16 protein-coding genes are annotated in these 23,790 nt (G+C 47.6%); 14 read left to right on the forward strand and 2 right to left on the reverse strand.

The features are described from left to right. The first annotated feature begins 76 nt into the window (after positions 1-76). From rpsP to PHE24_02460, 8 genes are all read left to right on the forward strand, one after another. Positions 77-526: a 30S ribosomal protein S16 gene (gene rpsP, locus PHE24_02425; protein MDD4901969.1), complete on the forward strand. Its 450-nt coding sequence runs from the start codon at positions 77-79 to the stop codon at positions 524-526. Positions 527-747: 221 nt separating this feature from the next. Then, the gene (locus PHE24_02430; protein MDD4901970.1) at positions 748-1,074 is read left to right on the forward strand and encodes a KH domain-containing protein; all 327 of its coding nucleotides are present in this window, start codon (positions 748-750) and stop codon (positions 1,072-1,074) included. A 246-nt stretch (positions 1,075-1,320) separates the two neighbouring features. After that, positions 1,321-4,299, forward strand: a complete 2,979-nt coding sequence (locus PHE24_02435) for a hypothetical protein (GenBank protein ID MDD4901971.1) — start codon at positions 1,321-1,323, stop codon at positions 4,297-4,299. A 294-nt stretch (positions 4,300-4,593) separates the two neighbouring features. Continuing rightward, positions 4,594-5,607, forward strand: a complete 1,014-nt coding sequence (locus tag PHE24_02440) for a hypothetical protein (GenBank protein ID MDD4901972.1) — start codon at positions 4,594-4,596, stop codon at positions 5,605-5,607. 183 nt (positions 5,608-5,790) lie between these two features. Next, on the forward strand, positions 5,791-6,324 hold the full coding sequence (locus PHE24_02445; protein ID MDD4901973.1) for a hypothetical protein: 534 nt from the start codon (positions 5,791-5,793) through the stop codon (positions 6,322-6,324). Positions 6,325-6,708: 384 nt separating this feature from the next. Next, a complete protein-coding gene (locus PHE24_02450) occupies positions 6,709-9,741 on the forward strand; it encodes a GspE/PulE family protein (protein MDD4901974.1) in 3,033 nt (1,010 codons plus the stop codon). Positions 9,742-9,856: 115 nt separating this feature from the next. Beyond that, positions 9,857-10,432 (forward strand): hypothetical protein, encoded by a 576-nt coding sequence (locus PHE24_02455; protein MDD4901975.1) that lies wholly within the window; start codon positions 9,857-9,859, stop codon positions 10,430-10,432. 138 nt (positions 10,433-10,570) lie between these two features. Continuing rightward, positions 10,571-11,776: a hypothetical protein gene (locus PHE24_02460; GenBank protein ID MDD4901976.1), complete on the forward strand. Its 1,206-nt coding sequence runs from the start codon at positions 10,571-10,573 to the stop codon at positions 11,774-11,776. 144 nt (positions 11,777-11,920) lie between these two features. Here PHE24_02460 and PHE24_02465 read toward each other — a convergent pair whose 3' ends face one another. Both PHE24_02465 and PHE24_02470 read right to left on the reverse strand, forming a co-directional pair. Beyond that, positions 11,921-12,259, reverse strand: coding sequence for a hypothetical protein (locus tag PHE24_02465; protein MDD4901977.1), 339 nt, complete (start codon positions 12,257-12,259; stop codon positions 11,921-11,923). Positions 12,260-12,536: 277 nt separating this feature from the next. After that, the gene (locus PHE24_02470; protein ID MDD4901978.1) at positions 12,537-12,947 is read right to left on the reverse strand and encodes a hypothetical protein; all 411 of its coding nucleotides are present in this window, start codon (positions 12,945-12,947) and stop codon (positions 12,537-12,539) included. Positions 12,948-13,338: 391 nt separating this feature from the next. Here PHE24_02470 and PHE24_02475 point away from each other — a divergent pair, with 391 nt between their 5' ends. The 6 genes from PHE24_02475 to PHE24_02500 are packed head-to-tail and all read left to right on the forward strand — an operon-like array spanning position 13,339 to position 23,774. Next, positions 13,339-13,923 (forward strand): sigma-70 family RNA polymerase sigma factor, encoded by a 585-nt coding sequence (locus tag PHE24_02475; GenBank protein ID MDD4901979.1) that lies wholly within the window; start codon positions 13,339-13,341, stop codon positions 13,921-13,923. Positions 13,924-13,926: 3 nt separating this feature from the next. Beyond that, a complete protein-coding gene (locus PHE24_02480; GenBank protein ID MDD4901980.1) occupies positions 13,927-19,500 on the forward strand; it encodes a polymorphic toxin-type HINT domain-containing protein in 5,574 nt (1,857 codons plus the stop codon). A gap of 10 nt (positions 19,501-19,510) precedes the next feature. Continuing rightward, the gene (amrB, locus tag PHE24_02485) at positions 19,511-21,469 is read left to right on the forward strand and encodes an AmmeMemoRadiSam system protein B (GenBank protein ID MDD4901981.1); all 1,959 of its coding nucleotides are present in this window, start codon (positions 19,511-19,513) and stop codon (positions 21,467-21,469) included. A gap of 27 nt (positions 21,470-21,496) precedes the next feature. Next, positions 21,497-22,063, forward strand: coding sequence for a hypothetical protein (locus PHE24_02490; protein MDD4901982.1), 567 nt, complete (start codon positions 21,497-21,499; stop codon positions 22,061-22,063). Continuing rightward, on the forward strand, positions 22,060-23,208 hold the full coding sequence (locus tag PHE24_02495) for an aromatic amino acid transport family protein (GenBank protein MDD4901983.1): 1,149 nt from the start codon (positions 22,060-22,062) through the stop codon (positions 23,206-23,208). The genes PHE24_02490 and PHE24_02495 overlap by 4 nt, the downstream gene beginning before the upstream one ends. After that, positions 23,205-23,774, forward strand: a complete 570-nt coding sequence (locus tag PHE24_02500) for a YfcE family phosphodiesterase (GenBank protein ID MDD4901984.1) — start codon at positions 23,205-23,207, stop codon at positions 23,772-23,774. Before PHE24_02495 ends, PHE24_02500 begins: the two co-directional genes overlap by 4 nt. Positions 23,775-23,790: the final 16 nt, after the last annotated feature.

The raw sequence follows: 23,790 nt of genomic DNA on the forward strand, positions 1-23,790 counted from the left end.
ATTTTTATCGGCTTATTTAGTTAAATAATTTATTAATTAGTCAGACTATATTGTTTGTCTATTTATTTTTTTAAAAATGTTAGTTATTAGATTAGCCAGGATCGGCACCAAAAATAAGCCGAATTATCGAATTATCATCACTGAAAAAGGCCGGGACAATTACGGCAATGTTTTAGAAAATTTGGGCACTTATAACACTTCGACCAAAGCTTTGAAATTGGAAGAAGCCAAAGTTAAGGCTTGGATCTCCAAAGGCGCGCAATTATCCGCGACTTTGAATAATCTCTTTATTGATAAAGGAATTATTAAGGGTGAAAAAATGAAATCCCGCCGGATGAATACGGAAAAATTAGTGAAAGCGCGCGCTGACAAGGATGTCGCAGCTAAAAAGAAAATTGAAGACGATAAAGCTGCCGCCGAGGCTGCCAAGGCTGCTGAAATTGCCGCCAAGGAAGCTGAAGCCGCTGCTAAGGCCGAAGCCGCTGCCGCTCCGGTTGTTGAAAATCCAGTTGCCGAAGTAAAGTAATCCGAAGTTAATAAAATAACGATATTTTTTATGTCAAATCCTACTGATGAAAATGGTTAAGATAGTTAGGCTAATATTAGCTTTTACTATTGACAAATTTAGCCAGTGTGCTATAATTTATTCAGAATGTAATTAGTCCTGTCGAATGACGGGGTTAATATAAAATTAATGAAATCTTGCGAATAAGGTTTAAGCTTTATTCGGTGAGAAGAAACACTACTATGGCAGACCAAGACAAGGCGTTCTTAGAAATGATTGTCAAGTCCATCGTGGGCAAGCCAGACGCTGTCCAAGTTGACCGCACAGTCGACGAAATGGGAGTCCTCTTAACTCTCAAGGTTGATCCGACCGACATGGGTTATGTCATCGGCCGCAAGGGCCAGACCGCTCAAGCGATCAGAACTCTCTTGAAGATTGTTGGCGCGAAGAACAACGCCAGAGTCAACTTGAAGATCTTTGATCCGGAAGGCGGCAACCGCCCGCGCCGGATGGAATCTTCTTCCTCTTCCGAGGTTGATACCTCCGCTGTCGATGATTTGAAGATCTAAACCAAAAAACACTTCAAATAATTGCAAAACCGCTCCAGACTGGGGCGGTTTTGTTTTATGCAAGCGCTCAGTTTTTTTGTGGTACAAGGTAATAGATGTTATAATATTAGTACATTTTTCAGTTAAGCGCATAATGCGCGCCAGATGGGCAAATTAATTACGTAATGTTTGACATTCTTCAGGATGTTAAAAAATAAAATACGCCACAATTTTTTATTTAAAAGTTTAGCGCTGAAATTATTTTTTTTGGCAGCCGTTTTTTTATTGCTGGTATCGAATGCTCAAGCAGATGATCCGCCAACCGAAATCTACCAAGTTTATGCGACGCCGGCATCCGCTACATCCGCTCTAATTACTTGGAACCTTCAGAACGATAACACAGGTGTCGATCACTATGAAATTAGCCGGGGATTGTGCGGTAATGACAGCTTGACTTTACTTGAAACCGTAGGGAGTACCACGACCTCTTATGTTGATTCGGATAGAGCTAATACCGTTTGTTACATTTATGGCGTCGTTGTTGTTGATGAGCTGGCGCATTCTGGTTCTATTTGGCACCGAGCCAGCCTGACTATGCCAGCCGGACCAAGTTTAAAGAAACCGATTTACGTTGATCAGACGTGGGGCGGAACCGATGGCCAGCCGTATACCGGCACTCCCGGAGTGGGCGTGGGTTATCACACGCTACAAGCCGCGGTTGATAACATAATCCCCGGCGATACGATTTATTTGCGCGGCGGAGTGCATCAGGAATTAACAAACCTTCCTAGTAATCGGAACGGGTCATCTTGGAATGACGGCGAATTTAATACCATCACCTCCTATCCCGGGGAGTGGGCGATATTAGACGGCGGGAATAATGTTAACGCCAACTATAAATATGTTATTGGAGTTAATTTTGGCACCGGTTATCTGGCCTATTGGAAAATTGAGCGGCTGGAAGTTCGTAATGGCTCAACTGCCGACGGCACCGGCGCGCACGGTCTTTCTTTAACTGGAATATTCAGCGTTCGTTATTGCTACATTCATGACAATGTGGCGACTTCATACGATAATTACGCCGGGCTTTATGGAGCTCATTGGACTGACGCTATTGTTGAATATAATGTTTTTAAGAATAATGGCTGCCCTACTCAGGGGAATAGTACCCATATGGGGCAATATACCGATTATAACGCTACCAATATTTCCAATAATGGTTTTGTCGACCTGGGAATAGCAAGGCACGATACGCGGAACGAAATTCGCTACAATCTATTTTTAGGAGGCAGTAATCATGGCTATAAGGAAAAAATGGATCAATATTTTTCATCGCGCTCTGTTTGGCAGGATGCCGATTTCAAGACCTATGGTAATAATATCCATCACAATGTTTTTCTGAATTTGGACGGTAGTGCTATTGTGGCGGATCAGGATTACACCCAAATACATAACAATATTATTGCCAATAGCGGCGGCGGCATCGTTCTCGGTGATGATCCGTTGCGCAAGCCCGTGGTATACAATAATACCATTGTAAATACTGCGGGTGATGCGATGACCTTCCTCAACAGCCCGGGAAGTTCCCATCTGCCTCTCCTAAATCCTTATTATGGCTATGCCTTCAATAATATTGCGGACGGTGATGAAGTTTCTGGGGCGAATTGGACTTCGGAAGAGTATACGGTCTGGGCCACCACAACAAACCCAAGCAAAATGTATTTTAAAAATAATTATTCCTACCGGCCAGTTTCCAACGGTAATGATCCGGCAGGTACCTATATGTTTTGGGCGGGTCCCTATAATGTTTGTCCCGGAGTCGCTTGTCGCTATACCATTGCTCGCTATAAATCCGAGATCGATCCTTCTGCTACCAATTGGATGAACGCTTACGATGCCGGCAATCTTCTCTATCGGGGTGTGGCTGGCACGGACTTGTATCGGACAGTGGGAACACATAGTTTGGGTGATGGTTTAACTATTGCTAATGGCGGAATCGGCGGTACGCACCCATATCTGGACGGCGTTGGCGTAGACGGCCGCGGAGTGGCCGTACCGTTGGTTACTATTCCGTCATACGTTGGCGCCACCAATCCCAACGATGACGCTTGGGTCGCGGGAGTCCTTGGTCTGGAAGCAACCTCCACTTTAATGGCCGCTTCTTCCAACGATCCGGGTTGGATTGAAGGTGCTGGGCCTGATATCACCGCTCCGTCCATTCCAACCGGTTTAACCGCGACCGCGATTTCTTCTTCGCGAATCAATTTATTTTGGACTGCATCCGCTGACGCTGTCGGCGTTTCCGGCTACCGCGTCTATCGCAATAGCATCCAGATCGCCACTTCCACCGGTACCAGTTATTCCAGCACCGGACTCTCCGCCTCCACTCAATATTCCTATACCGTTTCCGCCTTTGACGCGGCGCGCAATTTCAGCGCGCAAAGTTCCGCGGTTTCCGCCACCACCCAAGCCGCTCCCGTAGTCGCGCCGCCGTCAGGCGGGGGCTCTTCCGGCGGAGGAAGTTCCGGCGGCAGCGTTACTCCGGTCGTTCCGCCTGTCGTTTCTCCGGTAGCCACTTCCACCGGCCAAACCCCGGAGCCGGAAACCACTCCGCCCGCGGCCGCCAATCAAGAAAATCAAACCTCTGTTTCCGCTCCGGCCACATTGTCCGGCGCCTCCTCGGCCACGGTCAATCAAGTCACGGCCGCCGAAGCCGCGATTATCAGTTCCCGAACCACCTATGTTAATTTTTCCACCGGTTCCAAAATCTCCTACGACAAACTGATGGCGCAAATATCCGTCCCGGTAACTAACGAACAAAAAGCAATTGTCGCTAATTTCATCCAATCCGGCACTCCGACCACGCTAGTCTTGGGGGCGGGCGAGCGGGCCGGTTCGATCAATTCCTTCCGCTCCGCCTTTACCCGTTTGCCGGCTTCAACTCTGGACTGGCAGGACGTGATCAAGATCGGCAACGGCCGCTGGACAACGCAAAGAAGCGCCACGGCCGAAGCCAAAGCGAAAATCAGTTTCAAAAAAATCTATCTCCGCGAGCCGAATATGGCCAATGCCAAAGACAATGCCGCCGTTACGGTCATGGCCTACGGCCTGCGGCCGGCGCAAAGAAATATGAATAGCGAAAAAGCCGCGATCAATTCCTTCAAATATATTTTCCACAAAATTCCGGTGTCGGCGGCGGACTGGGATATAGTCCGAGCAATTGCATATAGCGGCGCCAAAAGATAAATTTAAGCAGCTTCAAATAATTGCAAAACCACTCTTTAAACGGGGGTGGTTTTGTTTTAATGTATTATGTATAAAGTATAATGTATGAATAATTTTGTTTTTCACATCATACATAATACATTATACTTTATACAAAAAGCTTGTTCCGAGGCGATGCTTTATTAATGTGGTTCTTGTTTTCCTGGCAGCTACCCATTTGCCCCGGTTTTGTGCTATAATATGAAAAGATAAATCTTTTCAATTAAATAAATCTTGTTTGGGCTCTACAAGGAGGACAAACAAGAGACATATTTTATGTTCCTCTATCGCGACATCTTAAAAAAATCTTTGGCCATCACCTGGACGCATAAGAATTTATGGTTCCTCGGCATTTTCGCCGGCCTGATCGGCGGCGTCAGCCAGTACACCATGTCGATCAGCCAGTCTGCCGAAGATTGGACCTCGACCATTTTTTCCTCCTTGGCCATTTTTTTCGGACAGACGGCTAACGGAAACGCCTTTTCCAACTTGATCATGCTTTTCAAAGGCGCTCCGGTTTTCGCCACCATTTTCACCGCTTTTATTTTGATTGTTTTTGTCGTCACCTTATTTGTTATCTGGCTGGCGGTCGTTTCTCAAGCCGGCTTGGTCAATAATGGGGCGGCGATCATTAAAAGCAATAATAAAAAAGAAGGCCTGCCGATCCGGGACGGGCTGGATAAAGGGATTAAGAAGTTTTGGCCGGTATTCGGTTTTGATCTGATCGGCGCCGCCCTGACCTGTTTCTTCGCCGCTTTGGTCGGTTCGCCTTTGGTATTTTTGACCGCCGGGTCGGATGTGCGGGTTTTTCTGCTTTATGTCTTGCTCTTCATCGTCTTGATTCCGTTGTCCCTGATAATTTCTTTCATTGTTAAATACGCGGTTAATTTTTCCATCATCAAAGAACGCAAATTCGTCGATTCTTTTATCGACGCTTGCCGCCTTTTCAGCAAGTACTGGCTGGTTTCCATTGAAATGGCCCTGATCCTTTTTATGATCGACTTCCTTTTTGTTTTTGTTTTGGCCTTGGTGGTTCTGGTGCTGGCCATTCCTTATATTTTCGTGACGAGAATTTTGTCTTTGACTTTCTTGGCGGTGATCGGGGTGGATCCTATTTCCTCGATCGCGCTGACCGCCGGATTATTTCTCGCGCTGATTCTCGTTGTTTTGGGCAGCGCGGTCATTACCGTCTTCAAGACCATGGCCTGGACCGACATCTTCATCAATCTGGTTGACAAAAAAGGCGGCCTGGCCAAATTGGAAAGAATGGCGGCGGGACTCAAGAAGTAAAAAGTTAAAAGTAAAAAGTAATAAAATACAAAAGCAAGCTTCTTTGAAGCTTGTTTTTGCTATATATAAAATAAAGACACATTGACAGATTATAAATTGTATGCTATTGTAACAGCATCTTAAATAGGTTGTACGTTCAAAATAGTTAAAACAAAACACAAACTTTTTAGAAGGGAGCTATCCATGAAAAAGATAGCAGTTTTAATGGTTTTGACAGCGATGTTTTTTGCGGGATGCGGGAATAAAGTCGCCGGACCTGAGGTTCCGCAATATTCCGCCGTCGTCAATTACGACCTTTCTCTTACCGAGATGATCGCCGACGGGGAATACGACGGTACTGATAATATCGGTGCCGATAATTTTTCCATAGAAGGAAAAGGGCAGGTTAAGGTCGATTTTATTCTCGTTCTCGCTAGCCACAGTATTCTAATGGATACGATACGAGAAACCATTCCAATGGACACCGTGCTCAAAGAGCTTGATTACCAAGGATTACGGCCGGCAACGATTGCGGAGCTTCTATCTTTTGGAGCTAAATATCCCGATGAGCAGCGGAAGTATCCTATCGTTGCCCTTGGCTCGGTTGGCTTAGACCCTGACGGCGGCAGCGTGGTGGCGGTTCTTTGCAAAGTTTATGCCGGGGGGCGCGAGTTGAAATTGTATTACGTTGATGGGGGTTGGTTTGTTAACTACCGTTACCTAGCCGTGCGCAAGTAAACGCTTGGGCGATTGGATGCTTAATCCTTTTTGCCCTTTATCTCTTTGTCCGTTTCAATCACTGTGTTGCAAAACATGGTGGTCGAAACGGACTTTTTTATTATCAAGCGAAGCGAGTGAAATAATTCCGCTACGGCGGAGATTATTTCCGAGCGAGCGATGATAAATACCTCGTCCGCTGGTGGCGAGGATACCTTTTAGAAAAGATGGGGCGAGTGCCTGCCCCGCGATTGAATACCATTTATTATTACAATTAAGAAATTGATTTAATTGGCAAAAAACAAGGGGTAAGATATAATATATAACAAAGAACAGGGAACAAAGAGCAATGCGTTAATAATTATTTTATACTCTTTGATTTATGTTCTTTGATCAATGATTTTTATGGCTACTTCTAAATCAATCGAAGAATTGATCAAGTCTTCCCGGGGTGAACCAATGGCTGATGAGTCAGCCGAAGCTAAATTCGCCAAAAAAGAAGAGGAGATAAAGATCAAGGAAATGGAACGCCAGACCGGCGAGCGGGCCGCCGCCGCGGGGTTGCCTTACATTGATCTTTTCGGTTTTCCCATCAGTCCGGAGGCGATCGCGCTGATTCCCGAGGCTGACGCGGCCAGATTGAAAATCGTTTGTTTTTTTTATGACGGCAATAACGCCCGGATCGCGGTGATGGATCCGTCCTTGCCGGAAATCGGACCGATCGCCGAAGCGATCGCCCATGATTACCACGTCAAAGTGGCGTTTTATATGATCTCCTCGCACAGTTTTGACTATGCCTTGAAAATATACCAGACACTCCCCAAGATCATCCGCCAGACCAGAGGAGTTGATATTACCGAAGAAGAATTGGAAAAATTCAAAACTTATATCGAAGACTATCGGAGCTTGGCGCAAAAGATCAACGAGGTCAACACCACCGATGTCATCACCCTGATTTTGGCTACCGCTTTAAAGATGGATTCAAGCGATCTGCACATCGAGGCGGAAGAAAAAGGCATCGCCGTCCGAGTCCGCGTCGACGGCGTTTTGTACGAGGCGGCAATGATCGAAAAAGAAAAATGGAAGCAGATCATTTCCCGCTTGAAACTTTTAGCCAAGGTCAAGATCAACATCACCGATAAGCCGCAGGACGGGCGCTTCACTATTTTTTTAACCAAGGAAAAAATCGAAGTCAGGGTTTCCTTTCTGCCCACCAATTACGGCGAGAGTGTGGTCGTTCGCTTATTGCGGCCGGGTTCGATAAGTTTGGGTTTTGAAAAATTGGGTTTGCGCCCCAAGGCCTGGGAAATTTTGGAACGGGAGATCAATAAGCCGAACGGCTTGGTCCTTGCCACCGGTCCGACCGGTTCGGGAAAAACCACCACGCTGTACGCGATTTTGCGGAAGATCAACAAGCCGGGAATGAAAATAATCACCTTGGAAGACCCGATCGAATATCAGCTGGAAGGGATCAACCAAAGCCAGATTGATCCTTCCAAAGGTTATACTTTCGCGAGCGGCCTAAGGTCGATCTTGCGCCAGGACCCGGACGTGATCATGGTCGGCGAGATCCGCGATCTGGAAACGGGGGAAACGGCGATCCAGGCCGCGCTGACCGGCCATCTGGTTTTAAGCACTTTGCATACCAACGACGCCGCCGGCGTACTGCCCCGTTTGATCGATCTGGGCGTCAAGCCGTATTTTATGACGCCGTCGATCAACTGCATTGTCGGCCAGCGTTTGGTCAGGCACCTTTGCCCCCAATGCCGGGTTGAGCATATTCTTAATGAAGAAGAAAAACAAAAACTGGAAAAAATACTCGCGGTGGTTTCGCCTAAATCCGGAGAAGACGTGCCCACGGTCTTGCCGAAAATTTATCAGGCCGGCGCCGGCTGCAAAGCTTGCAATGGCATCGGCTATAAAGGCCGTCTCGGCATTTACGAACTTTTTACCATGACCGAGAGCATCAAAGAATTGGCGACGCAAAACGCTCCGGCGTTCAAATTGCTGGAGCAGGCGATCGAGGATGGCATGCTGACCATGCTGCAGGATGGCGTGTTTAAAGTTATGGACGGACTGACTTCCTTGGATGAAGTTTATCGCGTCATCGGCAAAACCGATTATGTCGACGCCTTGTATGATATCGTCATCTCCAAAACTTTCGGCCATGGCATCAAAGTCACCGAAGCGGATATTGCCCGCAGCGAAGAGATCGCGGCCGACCCGGCCACGATGAATGCCAAAGCCGGCCGCATTCCTTCCAGTGAACTTCTTAATCTGGTTATGGCTTTGGCTCTCAAAGATGATGCCGGTGATGTCCATATTGAACCGACCGAAGGCGACGTCAAGATCAGATTCAGGATTGACGGCATTTTGCATGATATCTTGACTTTGTCCAAAGAGCATTATTTGCCGCTTTTGTCGCAAGTGAAAATTTCCGCCGGCTTTCCGACCAATGTCAAAAAGGCTACCTGGGACGGGCGCTTCGGCATATTCTTGAAAGACAAGAAGATCGATTGCCGCATTTCCATCATTTCCGGCGGCTATGGCGAAACGGTCGTGGTCCGCGTTTTGTCTTCCCAGGCGGAAAGCTTGGATCTGGAAAAATTAGGCATGCGGCCTTACGCTTTGGATCCGGTCAAGCGCTCGATGTCCAAAACCAAGGGTGTGATCATCAATACCGGTCCGACCGGTTCGGGAAAAACTACCACGCTTTACGCTATTTTAAACGCCTTGAATAAATCAGACGTGAAAATTATTACTGTCGAAGATCCGATCGAGTATCATCTTCCCGGCGTGATGCAGACCCAGATCGACCCGGAACAAGGCTATACTTTCGCCGCGGCCATGCGTTCGCTCTTGCGCCAGAATCCCAACATTATGATGATCGGCGAAATCCGCGACGAGGAAACGGCCAAGATCGCGATTGAAGCATCGCTCACCGGCCACTTGGTCTTATCAACCATCCACGCCAACACGGCCGCCACCGCCATTTCCCGTTTTGCCGGCTTGGGCGTGGGCGCGCAAATGCTGGCTTCGGCGGTCGAATGCACGATCGGCCAGCGCCTGGTCCGTAAAAATTGCCAATTCTGCAAAGCGGAAGTGAAATTATCCGACGAGCAAATGAAAGAAGTAAAAACGATCCTTGATTCCATCAGTCCGCTGGCAAAAATAAAAATCCCCAAAATTTTGAAGTTTTATCAAGGGAAGGGCTGCGCCAAATGCAATAACTTGGGCTACAAAGGGCGCTTGGGTATTTATGAAACGATTGAGATGATCCCGGAAATGCAGCGCAAGATCCAGGAAACCAACGTGACCGCTTTTGATATCGAGCAAGAGGCGATCAAATACGGCACGGTGACGATGATGCAAGACGGCATTTTGAAAGCTTTGGACGGGGAGACGAGCGTGGAGGAAGTGTTCCGGGTGGTAAAATAATTATTTAATTTTTGCAATTTTTAATTTTTAAATAATTTTTAAACAACTAATTTTTAAGGCTTAAAAATTAAGGCTTATTTAAAAATTACAAAATTAAAAATTTAAAAAACTGAACATGTTAAATAAGAAGTTCATCGAGAAGCTCAAGGGGGATTATCAAAAGTCGCAGTCGGAAAGACGGCAGATCATTTCTATTTCCAATGAAATCCTGCATGATTCGAAAAAGACGATTTTCGCCCTGCATCGCGGAGAAATAAAACAGGCCGAGGAAACTTTCAAAGCGATCGAGGAATCGCTGGCGCGGATGGAAAAGAATTTCGGCTTTAACCGCAACGAGGACGAGGGTTCTTATAAAGCGGCGGTTGAAGAATATGTCGAAGCCAAGATGTTTTATTATTATCTGTCCGGCCAAAAGATCGACAAAATTTCCGAAGTCAATCTGGATTATGACAGCTATATCGGCGGCATCTGCGATTTCACCGGCGAGATGGTCCGCTACGCCACTAACCAGGCGGCGGCGGGAAATTTCGAGAAAGTCGCGGAAGTGAAAGAAGCGATCAATCTGGTGATCGGCGAACTGATCGATTTTGATCTGGGCGGCTATCTGCGGACCAAGTATGACCAGTGCCGGTCTAATTTAAGGAAGATCGAAGAAATGGCTTATGAGGTGAAATTAAAAACTGGCAAATAAAGTTTGGAAAATAGCAAAAGCGCGGGTTGGACCCGCGTTTTTTGTTTTCAGTGACTGGTTGACTGGCAACTATTATTTTGTTAAGCTGCAGGGTCGGTTAGTCCTTTGCGAAATAAACTTTAGCAGAAAGGAAGTTGCATGAAAAAGGAAACGTCAGTCAATCTATACCAGGAATTGGGAGTTGATTCGGGAAAAAGAATCGTGCGTAAAGTCTTCAAGAGGCTCGTCCGGAATGAATTTCCCGGCGCGTTCTGCAATATCGTGGCTGATCCGATGGTGCCGGGCTGGGTGATGACCCAACATGGCGATGGCGATGGCAGCAAGATCGTGCCCCGGATAATCCATTATTTGGAAACCGGCAAGCCCGAAATCATCAAGGGCTCGGTCGATGACGGGATGACGATGAATTACGCGGATGTGGCCGCGGCTGGTTTCGTCTATGGCTATTCGGTGATTACGGACACGATAAATTTCGGTCTTCCGAAAAAACTGAAAGAAATCGTGATGACCCAGATGGCGGCGCGAATCGCCGAATTGATCGATTTCTACGCCAAGCATGGTATCAACTTGATTTATTTTTTGGGCGGCGAAACGGCCGATCTGCCCAATCAGGTCTGTTCCGCCGTGTTTGATGTCACGGTCAATGCGCACATGCCCAGAGAAAAAGTCATTGCCGGAAACGTCAAACCGGGTGATGTTATTTACGGTTTGGCCAGCGGCGGCAAAGCGCGGGGGGAAAAGGTGGAAAGTTCCTGGTTGATGTCGAACGGTTTGACCCTGGCATCTTCCTGCCTGCTGCACCGATCATATAACAAAAAACACCGCGATATCTTGCGCAATCCTTTTTGGTTCAAGGGTCGCTATCGGATCGGCGACGTTCCGGCTGGGCTGGGTTGCGAAGTGAACGAGGCGCTGCTGGCGCCAACCAGACAATGGGTGATCTTCATCCGTAAATTTCTGGATTATCTGGATCATGAGGGCATTGGAAAAATGCTTCATGGTATCAGCGTTAACACCGGCGGCGGAGCCACGAAAATTCTTCATGTGGGCGAAGGCGGTATCCGCTACGTTAAAGAAATGCCGACCCCGGGGCCGATCTTCCAACTCATTCATGAGGAATCCGGCCAGAACTGGCGCAATATGTTCGAGACTTTCAATTGCGGAGTCGGGCTTGACGTTGTCGGCAAAGATGATCCGCGATTTCAACGGGCCATCAGCCAAGTAGCCGCGAACTGCGAAATCGAGCTTTATCGGCTCGGCCAATGCGAAGCCAAGGAAGGGGAGAATGACGTCATCTTGAAAACTCCTTATGGGACGTTCGACGACTATACGAAGAAGAAGTAAACCAAAAGGACCAAGGGTAAGCGGGTAAGGCACAAGCCATACCCGTTTTTTTGTTGCCGAACAAGCAGTTTGTCTAAGCAAAAAAAATGAGGACCGTTTAAGAAAGGTCCTCGGCAACGCGAGCGTTGCGATGGTTTTGATGTTTCAGACAAAACGTTTTTTTCTGAATTCGGTAAAATACTTCCTGAACTCCCTTTGCTTATCATACCCCCGTAAATTCGGTTTCTGGTCCGGTTTGGGCCAGTTACTTTTTTCGATGTCCTTGCGGTCATCGGTTTTATTTTCCGGATTTTCCGGAATAGTTTGCGAAGCGGGGTTGGTGGAATCTTTGAGGTTGGGGGAATTTTGGGTGTTGGGGGCAGAGAGAGTATTTGTCGGTTGATAAGGAGCTTGTTTGGTTTGATTGGATTGAGCGTTGGTGATGAAAAAGAGAGCAGAGATGAAAAGGACGAGAAGAATGGGGGAGATTGGGATCGTTTTCATAGGTGCCACCTTTGTTTGGTGTGTTTTTGGTGTTGGTGAAGAAAAAATATTAGCCCTTGCGGGCGCCCGTCAGGGCTACTTTCTGCTTTGAAATTACCACCAAGCCGATTGTTTGTCAAGGGGCGGTTTTGGGCGTCTTTATATCCCAAAAAGGCAAAAAAATAACCCTCCTTGATAGGGGGGGGCTGTTTGTTGAAATTTATAAAAAGATAATTTTTGGACAAATTGAAAGGGGACTGTTGAATCAGTCCCCCTCGTGATCGTTTTTTGAGGTCAATCACCAACCTATGACAACAGACGTCGTTGTCGTTTGTGCTTGCTGCGCGTTCTTGCTGGCGAGTTCTTCCAGCATCAGGCTCTGGATCCTTTCGTCGACGCTGATTTTTTTGCTATAAACCCATTCGTTAATGGTAACCAGATTGTTCGGAAAGAGCGTTTCGACTGAACTCCTGCTCATCCTGGGGAGGGGGGTGGATGCGATTCGCAAGTTCCTCGCCGCGATGTAATCGTCGCCGGCTTTTTCGATTGTCGCGATTTCGGCATCCGATATTTTGGGTGCCGGCAGCGTGCAGGTGTCCGTCATCGACGAGTACCCCACCTGGGACGTTGAATTTTCCTGGGCGCTGGCGCTGAAGGAAAGGGCGAGACTGGCGATGAGGGCGGCAACTGCGATTGTGATACGGAACATGGCGTACTCCTTTGTGGATTGTGATGCCCTATTTTTGTAGGGCTGGTGTATGGGTTTGTTTAAATAACATTCTGTTTTATTCTCGATGACTATATCATAGCATAAATATAAAATTATGTCAAGAGTTTTGGCAAGAAAAAAGATGAAAAAATGGCATTTATTATTTAAAATTAGCTAAGTAATTGTTAATGGCTGGCTAATATTAAATAAGAAACGTTATATCAATATTGTCAATTTTACTGGTTATTTAACATTATATTAGCGTCGCAGTCCGCGGCGGCTTGTCCCGAGTTTGCCGAGGGAAGACTGCGACGAGGCTAATATTTTTTTAAAAAGAACAATCTCTGATATAATGAAGGTAATAAGTTACTCTCAGTTGCGTTATAACTTTATGGCATCAACCGAAGCGTTTTTAGAAAATGAAGCCGAGCTCGTGGAAAAAGCCAAGGTCGATGACCAGGCTTTTAGTATTCTTTACCAGCATTATTTTCCCAAGATTTACGGCTACGTGCAGAAGCGCGTCTCGGGCCGGGAAACGGCGGAAGATATTGTCTCGCAAGTTTTTTTAAAGGCTTTCGGCCATCGGCAAAAATATCAGAGCCGCGGTTTTAGTTTTGGCGCCTGGCTTTACCGCATCGCCACCAACGCCTTGACTGATCATTATCGCCGCCAAGGCTCTCATCTCGAAGAAGCGATCACTGACGATTCGGCGCGCGAGCCGGCGGGCGAAAATTTAACCGAAGAATTGATCCAAAAAAGCGATCGGCAAGCGATCGAAAAAGTGCTTAACAAGATGCCCGAACGCTACCGGCAAGCCGTCTATCTGCGCTATTTCGCGGAAATGGAAATTTTCGAGATCGCTGAAACTCTGCAGCTTCCCAAAACGCATGTTTCGGTGATCTTGCATCGCGCCCTGGATTGCTTCCGCCAAAAGGCGGACAAAGCCGGAATAAAATTTTATCTGATAATTTTTTAATATATGGAACAAGAATTAAATCCAAACCAAGGCCAAGACCTGGCTGGGCGTAATAAAGAGGATGAGGCAGCGTTATTAAAGGCAGAGGAAAAAATTAAAAACCTCGCTTTTAAAGACGAACCCGCTACGCCGGATTTCCAGGAAAATTTGCAAAATCGGATTTTGGCGGCGCGCCATCGTCATTTTTCTATGTCCGAATTTTTAAACAAGCTCGCCAAAGGATTGATTTTTATGTTTGACACCAAGGCTTTTGTCCCGGCCGTGGCCGTTTTTTTGATCATTGCCGTCGGCTTGAGCCTGACCATGCCCTGGCTGCCGCGGCAAGCGGGCGTTAATAATCCCTGGGGGAAGATCTCCCAATTGGTTATCAACCCGGCCTACGCGCAGGATAATTTTTCCGCCGAGGCGACCATTTCCGACAGCTTGGGCGTTGGCGCCGATACGGCTTTTATCATTAAAAGCAAAGAGGCGATTGACGAGCAAACTCTGCGGGCGAACATAACTTTACAACCGACGACCGAATTTTCCTTAACCAAGATCGATGATCATACTTATCAAGTAATTCCGGCGCAAGCTTTGGCGGCCAAGAAAGTTTATAGCTTGAAGATCGCCAGCGCTTATGTCGATCAAAGCGGCGCCACCGTCGAGCGCGATTATTCCTGGGCCTTCCAGGTCAAAGATATTTTTAAGGTTTTGAATTCGATCCCGGGCAATCAGGCCAATGGCGTGCCGTTGGATGCCGGAATTGAAGTGACTTTTTCCAACGAAAACTTCAGCAATTACGAACAAGCGTTCAAGATCGAGCCGGCCATTGCCGGGCGTTTTGAGATTCACAAGCGCACTTTGGTTTTTGTGCCCAAAGCTTTGGAGGCGGGGATGATCTATACCGTGACCATCAATAAAGATTTGCTGAAAGTTACGGGGAGCGAAGCCAAGCTCGCGGAAAATTATGTCATTCAATTTGAAACCGATCCGGCCGGAAAAAAACGCGGCGAGTATTCCGAATTCAATTTCCAAAATAATTTTAACGAGATCTATACCGAACGCGCGCCGGCGCTGGCTGTCAATCTATACAACATCAAACAGGAAACTTTTGCCGTCGAAGTTTACGCATTTTCCGGCGCGGACGGATTTATTGCCGCCCTGGAAAAGTCGCAAAAAATTCCCTATTGGGCGCAGTACAATCGCGCTGTCTACAATACCGACGTTTCCGCCTTGACTAAAGTTTCCTCGTTTTCCATTCCTTTGTCGCCTTTTGGCTACAACAAATACTTGGTGTTTCCCGACAAGATCGCCAAGGGTTTTTATGTCGTTCAGGTCAATATCAACGGCGTTTATCTTCAGACATTTATGGAGGTTTCCGATTTGACCAATTATACGACCGTGACTGATACCAATACTTTGGTTTGGCTCAACAATATCAAAACCAAAGGACCGGCGGCCGGGGCGAAGGTAAAAATTATCGGCACGGACAAGCAGACGGTTACCGGAAGCGACGGAACGGCCGTGATGCCGACCAGCTGGCTGTCTGCCGGCACCACCAGCGACCGCACTTACTTGCTGATCGACGCGGGAGAAAAAACGATCGTGCCGATCAATTTCAATTATCAAAACACCGCGCCAACGGGCGTCATGCCTTTGAGCGCCGCTTCTAAATTCTGGTATTATTTTTATACCGATCGGATGACTTACCAGCCGGGCGACACGGTCAGCTATTGGGGCTTTGTCAAACCACGGGAAGGAGTGAAAAGCTCTTCGACGGTCACGATCAAATTATTCGGCTGGCAAAGTTATTACGATTATTACAATGACCCGGTGCCGCTCTTGCAAACCGCGGCGCAGCTTGATCCTAACTTTACTTTTACCGGCAAGATCGATCTGGGGCGTTTATCCGCCGGGTATTATTATTTGGAATATTTTATCGGCGACCAGATGATCGGCAGCCGCGGTTTGAACATCGAGAACTATGTCAAACCGGCTTATAAAGTGGAGGCGAACGCCGACCAGCACGCGGTTTTTGCGGGGCAGACCCAGTCGATCGCGGTCAAGGCCAGCTTTTTCGAAGGCACGCCGGTTCCTAATCTGGCTTTAACTGACCCGAACGATAACGGGCAATTAAAAACCAACGCTTTGGGCGAAGCGATCAAAACTTTTAAGGTCGATCCGGTTTCCGGCGACTACGGCAGCAACTGCAATTATTTTTATCCGGTCGCGTCCGAGGAAGCCGATATTTCCGCCAGCGCTTGCTACACTGTTTTCAATTATAGCGTCGTCCCCAAGGGGGAACTGGTGAAAACGGACGGAGCCGATCAGGCGAAATTGCAATTAAACGTGAAAAAGGTGGATATCGCCAAAGCCAACGTGGTCGGGGCGACCGAAGATCAATTCTTGCACGAAGCCGCTCCGGGCATGCCCGTAACCGTTTCGGTCACGGAAATTTCTTATCAGGCCGTTTCCACCGGACAGTATTATGATTTCTTCAATAAGATCGTGCGTAATACCTATCGCTACAATGAGATCAGAAATAATATCGCCTCGGCCAAGGGCAAAACCGATTCGGCCGGCCAATACCAGTATTCATTTCCGATCAAGCCGAAAAACAGTTATGAAGTCAATGTCACGATCAAGGATGTTAACGGCCAGGATATCAATGAGCGATATTATATCTATTACAGCCAGTATAATTTTGACGATCAAAGCGATTATTATAATTTGGGATTCAAAGATCAGAAGAAAACGGATTTTTCCTTGGGCGAACAGGTGCAGATCCAATATAAGAATAAGGATCAGCTCTTGCCTGTTGCCCCCGGCCATTATCTTTTCTATCGCCTGTTCAAAGGATTGGTGGATTATCAGATCGGCGGCAGCGCGGAATATAATTTCAATTTTACCGACCGCTTCTTGCCCGGCGTGTACGTGATGGGAGTTTATTTTGACGGTGAAACTTACCATCGGCCGGGAAGTTACGGTTATTGGGAGTCATATTCCCCCGGGCTGTATGTGCCTTTCAAGCAAACCGACCGGGAATTAAAAGTCGAGGTGACGCCGGATAAAGACAAATATCAGCCGGGAGGCGAGGTGAAGTTGGCTGTCAAAGTTACCGACAAATCCGGCAAGCCCGTGGCGGCGAGCGTCAATCTTAATCTGGTTGACGAGTCTTATTACGCGATCTATCCGGAAAACGTCGATGCCCTGGGAGGATTATACGGCAATCGGGTCGAGGACGGCGAGTTAGTGACTTATATTTCCAATCCGGCGCCGGCGCTTGGCGCCGAAGTCGCGGAAAGGGGCGGCTGTTTTCTCGCGGGCACCAAAATAACCATGGCCGACCGGTCGCTTAAAAATATCGAAGATGTTAAAATCGGCGACGAGGTGCTTACCTTTACCAATGAAACGGCGCGGAGTTTGGTGGCGGGAAAAGTAACCAAGACCTATGTCCACGAAGTCGGCGAGTATTTGATCATTAATGATAAATTAAAAATCACTCCGATCCACCGCGTTTTCTTGAACGGCCAATGGCGGATGATCGGCGAAGCCAAGGTCGGCGACTGGCTTTTGGACGAGCAAGGCGAAAAAGTTAAGATTGCCAAGATCGAGGACCGCCGCGGTCTGTTCAAAGTTTATAATCTGACGATCGAGCCTTATCATACTTTTTTTGCCGAAGGTTTTTATGTCCATAATGATAAAGGCGGCGGCGTGCGTTCGCTGTTCGTGGATACGGCCGTGTTTATGAACGTCAACACCGGCGCTGATGGCGCGGCAATCGCCGCCTTCAAGCTGCCGGATAATATCACTTCCTGGCGCGTGACCGCGCAAGCTTTAAGCGGCGATCTTTACGCCGGCGACAAGGTCATCAATCTCAAATCGTCTCTGCCGGCCTTCGTCAACACCACTTTCGCCAAAGAATATTTAACGGTCGATAAGCCGATCGTAAAAGTGCGGGCTTTCGGCGACGCGCTGCGCGATAATGATCCGGTGCAATTCAAAATGGACGCGCCGACTTTGAATTTTTCGAGCACGACCGTCGGCCAGGCCTTTGTTGCTTCCTATTTTAAGCTCCCGCCATTGGCGATCGGCGAGCACTCGATCACCACGGCGATCAAAGCCGGCGGCAACCAGGACGCGGTTTTGGAAAAAGTGAAGGTGCTCGATACTCGTTTTAAAGAAACCAAAACCCAGTTCTATGAATTATCGCCGGGCCTTAAAGCGGCCGGGGCGCCCGATGGCCAGACTAATTTGATTTTCAGCGACAAAAACCAAGGCCGATTCTACGGCCAGCTTTCCTATTGTTTCTTTTGTTCGGGCGGCGATCGGGTCGATCAAAAATTGGCCCGGGTCGTATCGGCCGATCTCTTGAAGAAATATTTCGGCGAAGAACCCTTTAACCCGGAAACTTTTAACGGGGCGATGTATCAAACCGATGACGGCGGCGTCGCTTTGCTGCCCTATGCTTCTTCGGATTTTGAATTGTCAGCCAAGGTCGCTTTTGTCGCCGGAGATTATTTCGATAAGACCCGGCTGACCAATTATTTTTACAAGATTTTGACGGCCGATGATTCGACCCGCGAACAAGTCGGGGTTTCTCTTTTCGCCTTGAGCGGTTTGGGCGAACCGATCTTGTCGCCGGCGGAAAATTTCGCCGCGCTGCCCGATCTCACCGCTAAGGAAAAATTGTATATCGGCATTGCCCTGAATCATTTGGGCGACGCGGAAACGGCGCGCGCTATCTATTCGGCGGTAATAAAAGACAAAGGAGAAAAATTAGATCCTTATCTGCGGGTCAAAGTTTCGGATTCCAACGATGAGATTTTGGCGGCGACCTCGCTGGCGGCGATCTTGGCGGGCGGGCTCTTAATTCCCGATCATGAACAATTATGGAATTACGCGGAAAGTAATTATACCCGGAATATCTCGATTGATCTGGAAAAGCTGGCCTATGTTTCCGAAACTTTGCCCAAACTTACTCCGGGCGAAGTATCCTTTACCATCAATCTGCCCGGAAGAAAAATCGACAAAACTCTCTCGCGCGGCGAAAGTTTCCGCCTGAAAATCGAACCGGCTGATCTGGGAGTGATTTCATTCTCCAATATCAAAGGCCAGGTCGGCTTGACCAGTTCTTACCAGGCGCGCGAAGCCAATATCGCGCCTCGTGATGATTCTTATGTTTCCTTGCGGAGAGAATACTATGTCAACGGCGTTAAGACCAATACCTTCAAAGAAAGCGACTTGGTGGAGATCAGGATGTACCCGTCCTTCAAACCCGGCGCCTTAAATTATGGTTATCAAATTACCGATCTGCTCCCTTCCGGGTTGAGCGTGATGACCAATCTTTATTCGCGCGGCATGAATTACTCCTGCAGCAATTATTATCCTTACGAAGTTAACGGGCAGACGGTTAAGTTCTCGATCTGGAAGGACTGGAATAAAGGTTCATATTGCCATACGGATTATTTCAGTTATTTCGCCCGCGTCGTTAATCCGGGCGAATACCGGGCCGAATCGGCCGTGATCCAGTCGTTCGAGGCAAGCACCGTCAAGAATTATTCCGGCGCGAATACGGTGTTGATCGAAAAATAAATCTTATCTTATGGCGGGAAGAAGGATCATCATTTTAATTTTTGTTTTAGGCGCATCGGCGGTCATCTTGGCCGCCGGTGCGTTTGTATTGGAGAAAAAGAATTTTTCCGCGGAAAAGGCGATCAGCCCGGATCGGCCGGCTAATGAAGCGGTGAATGAATCGGCGCATATTTTTCCTTATGATCGTAATCTTTTCAATTCAGCCATCAGTAAAAATTATCTTGAGCGAATGGCGACGAGCGGGCCGGTCATTGCCGGCCTGGTGCCGCATCATGAGTTGGCCGGGGATCTGGCCGCGGAATTTTTTTCCTCGCTGGCGCAAAAACAAAAAGTTAATAATTTCATTGTCATCGGACCCTTGCACTCGGATCAAGCGGTCGGCCCCGCGGTAAGCGGGCGGTTTATCTGGGATGCCGGGTTTGGCCAGGTGGAAAATAATTATGAAATACTGGACGATCTGGTCGCGGCTCATTTGGTGGTTTATGACGAGAATGCGGTGCGGAGCGAGCACGCTCTTTATAATATGGCGCCGTTCATCGCCCATTATTTTCCGGAGGCGAAGATCGCGCCGATCGCCTTGACTTCGCGTAATTCTCCGGAACAATGTTTCGCTTTGGCTCAGGCTCTGCAGAAATATCTGGCCCAAGGGGATACGGTGCTGGTCGCCTCGATCGATTTTTCCCATTATCTTCCGGCTGATCAAACTCCGGCCAAAAATTTGCGAATGATCGAGTTGATAAAAAATAAGGATTACCAGACGATTGCCGGCCTGGCCAATGATTATTTGGATTCGCCCCCTTCGCTTATCACCTTGCTTAAGGCCGCTGATCTGTCGGATGCCGGCGTTAATATTTTAGCTTCGACCAATTCCGGAGAAATTACCGGGACGCCGGTTCTTTCTTCAACCAGCTATATCAGCGCCTTTTTTGCCGTCCCCCTCCTTTCAAATGAGTCTGTCCCCGCGAAGGCGGGGAAGGGGTCTGGGCCCGTCTCGGTTTTACCTACAGCGTCCAGTAGTCCCTTGAAGCTGCTTTTTTTCGGCGACATTATGCTTGATCGCCAGGTCGGCGAAAAGATCAAGGCTTCGGGAAGCTTGGACTGGATCTTCAAGGGCTTGAATTCGACCGGAATTTTTCAAGGCAATGATATTGTTTCCGCCAATCTGGAAGGCGCGGCCACTGATAATGGCGCGCATTATCCGCCGGCCTTGGTTTTTGATTTTGCTTTCGCGCCCAAGCTGGTCGGAGAGCTCGCGAAATATAATTTTAATTATTTTAATCTGGCCAATAATCATTTAGCCGATCAGGGCAAAAATGGTATAATAGAGACAGAGAAAAATCTTACTGATCTGGGTTTTGTTTTTGCCGGCTGCCAGGATCGCCAAGTCGGCGACTGCACGGCCAAAATTGTGGAGAAAAGCGGCCGCCAGATCGGGTTGATCGGCGCGAGCATGGTTTATGGCGCGCTTGATGAAAACCGCCTGATCGCCGAAGTAAAAAAGCTGGCCAGTTCCACCGATTTAGTGGCGGTGCAAATACATTGGGGAACGGAATACAAGCACGAGGCGGCGGCCAACCAAACCGTTTTGGCGCGCAAATTGATCGATGCCGGCGCTGATATCATCATCGGCCATCATCCGCATGTGGTCGGCGGGGTGGAACTATATAAAAATAAGCCGATTTTTTATTCGCTGGGGAATTTCGTTTTTGATCAGTATTTTTCTCTTGATACGCAGGAAGAGTTGGGAGTGAGGATAGCCGTAACCACCCCCAAACCCCTCCTTGGAAAGGAGGGGGGCGAGGGGAAAAATTTCCAGATCGATCTTTTGCCGATCAAATCGGAAGCCGGACGCTTGCGCCTGATGAATAACGCGGAGAAAGATAAATTTTTGACCAAGCTGGCGGGCTGGTCGATCGGCGATAAAAATTTTTTGTCGGAAGTCGGAGCGGGTAAAATAGTTATTGAATAAACAATAAAAGTTAATTTAAATATCAAGATGAAATTTTTTGAACCAAAAAGCCGGGGGGCGAATTTATTCCGCGATCTGGCGATTATTCTTTTTAGCATCATTATTACGATTTTGTTGATAAAAACCGGCGTCCTGAACACTTTATTGGCCGGAACTCAACAGGTAAAAATATTAGGAAGTTTTATCGCGGGAATGTTTTTTACTTCCATCTTCACGACCGCGCCGGCAACGATAACTTTGGCGGAGCTCGCCCGCTCCAATTCTATTTGGCAGGTGGCGATTTTCGGGGGGATAGGGGCGACGATCGGGGATTTGGTTATTTTTCAATTTCTTAAAAATGAATTGGTCGAAGATTTTTCCGGCTTGGTTAAGAAGTACGGTTCGAAAAGAGTTATCGCGATCTTCCACCTGAAATTTTTGCGCTGGTTTTTTGCTTTTTTGGGAGCGCTGGTGATCGCCTCGCCCTTGCCCGATGAATTAGGGCTGGCAATGATGGGGGTGTCTAAGGTCAAAACCCGGGTCTTTATTCCTCTGTCTTTCGCGCTTAATACCTTGGGAATTTTGATTATCGGCCTGATCGCCAAATCATTATGAAAATATCCAAGAATTACTTTATGGCCGTGGCGGTTTTGGTCGGCGCGATTACCGGCGCCGGAGTTTTTGCCATGCCTTTTGTTTTGACTCATTCCGGTCTTTGGCCGTTTGTTTTTTGGTTTCCCATTTTGGTCGCGGTCCAATGCCTGATCCATCTTCTTTTTGCCAAAGTCATTTTGTCCACCAAGGGCTTGCACCGCGTTCCCGGCTACACGGAAATTTATGCCGGAAAGAATTGGAAAAAAATTGTTTCGATTTTTGCCGTAATCGGCGGCTGGGGCACGATCCTGGCCTATATAATTTTGGGCGGCGTCTTTTTTAATCAGTTTTTTTCCCCGCTGATCGGGGGCAGCCTTTTCACTAATTCGCTCATTTTTTTCGCCTTGGAAACTGTGGTGGTCATTGCCGGATTAAAGACGATCGCGGGATCGGAAATGATTTTTTCCTTTTTACTCCTTATTTTATTCGTGGTGCTGTCGGTCAAATGCTTCGGCCGGTTTGATCTGAGCAATTTTACGGCGGTCAATTGGGAGGATTTTTTTCTCCCTTATGGCGTGATTTTTTTCGCGATTGGCGGCGATGCGGCCATTCCGGAAGTGGTAAAACTTTTGGATAAGGAAAAGGAAAAAATAAAAAGCGCGATCTTGTGGGGGACGATCTTGCCCGCGGTTATGATGTTTATTTTTGTGATCGCCACGGTCGGGGCAATGGGCGCGTTGACTACCGCAGACGCTTTGTCTGGATTGAACAAATTTTTCGGCAATGGCTTTGTTTCCATCTCCCTGCTTTTCGGCTTAATTTGCATTGCCACTTCGTTCTGGGTATTTGCCCAAGCGGTGCGGGAAATATTCTGGTGGGACTTTAAGATCAATAAGTATTGGTCGCTGGTTTTAGCCGTCGGCGTTCCGCTGGCATTTTTTATTTTCGGCTTTACTAATTTGACGACAGTCGTTTCTCTTTCCGGCGCGATCACCAGCGGCGTTTTAGGAATTATTCTGATTTCTCTGACCGCGGCCGTGGACCGTGAGGGGCAAAAAAAATCGCCCATCGCCATTAAAACTTCCCGGCCGTTGGCGATCGTTTTGTATTCTCTTTTCATTGTCGGGTTTTTGACCGAGCTGTGGACGATAATTTTTAAATTATGAAAATCGCGGTAATTTCCGATCTTCACGATAATCTGGTCAACTTGAGAAAATGTCTCTCTTGGTGCGGGCAAAATAATATCGAGAAGCTGATCTGCTGCGGCGACGTGACCAACGCGGAGACGCTGGGAATTCTTTCCCGGGAATTTAAGGGAGAAATTTTTTTAGTCCGCGGCAATTTGGAGATCTACCAAGAAGAAGAAATCGAGCCTTATAAAAATTATACTTATGGCGGGCGGCTTGCCGGCCATAGCCTTGGCGACGGCCGGACGGCGATTTGGGAGATTGATGGAAAAAAAGTCGGCGTCTGCCATGAACCTTTTTTTATCAATCAAGTTTTAGCAAAAGCAAAATCCCCCCTCCTTTCTAAGGAGGGGTCTGGGGGTGGTTCTGCAAAGGCGGCGGACATCGTCTTTTACGGCCATACTCATAAGCCCTGGATCGAAGAAAAAGACCATGTTCAAATAGTGAATCCGGGAACTTTGGGCGGAGTCTTCACTCAGCCGACTTTTGCTGCTTGGGATACCGTGAGTGGTAAACTGGAATTAAAATTGCTGAATAATCTCTAATTTAAACTCCAAAATC

The organism is Patescibacteria group bacterium (assembly GCA_028707065.1).
Classification (GTDB): domain Bacteria; phylum Patescibacteriota; class Patescibacteriia; order Patescibacteriales; family WJLG01; genus JAQTUZ01.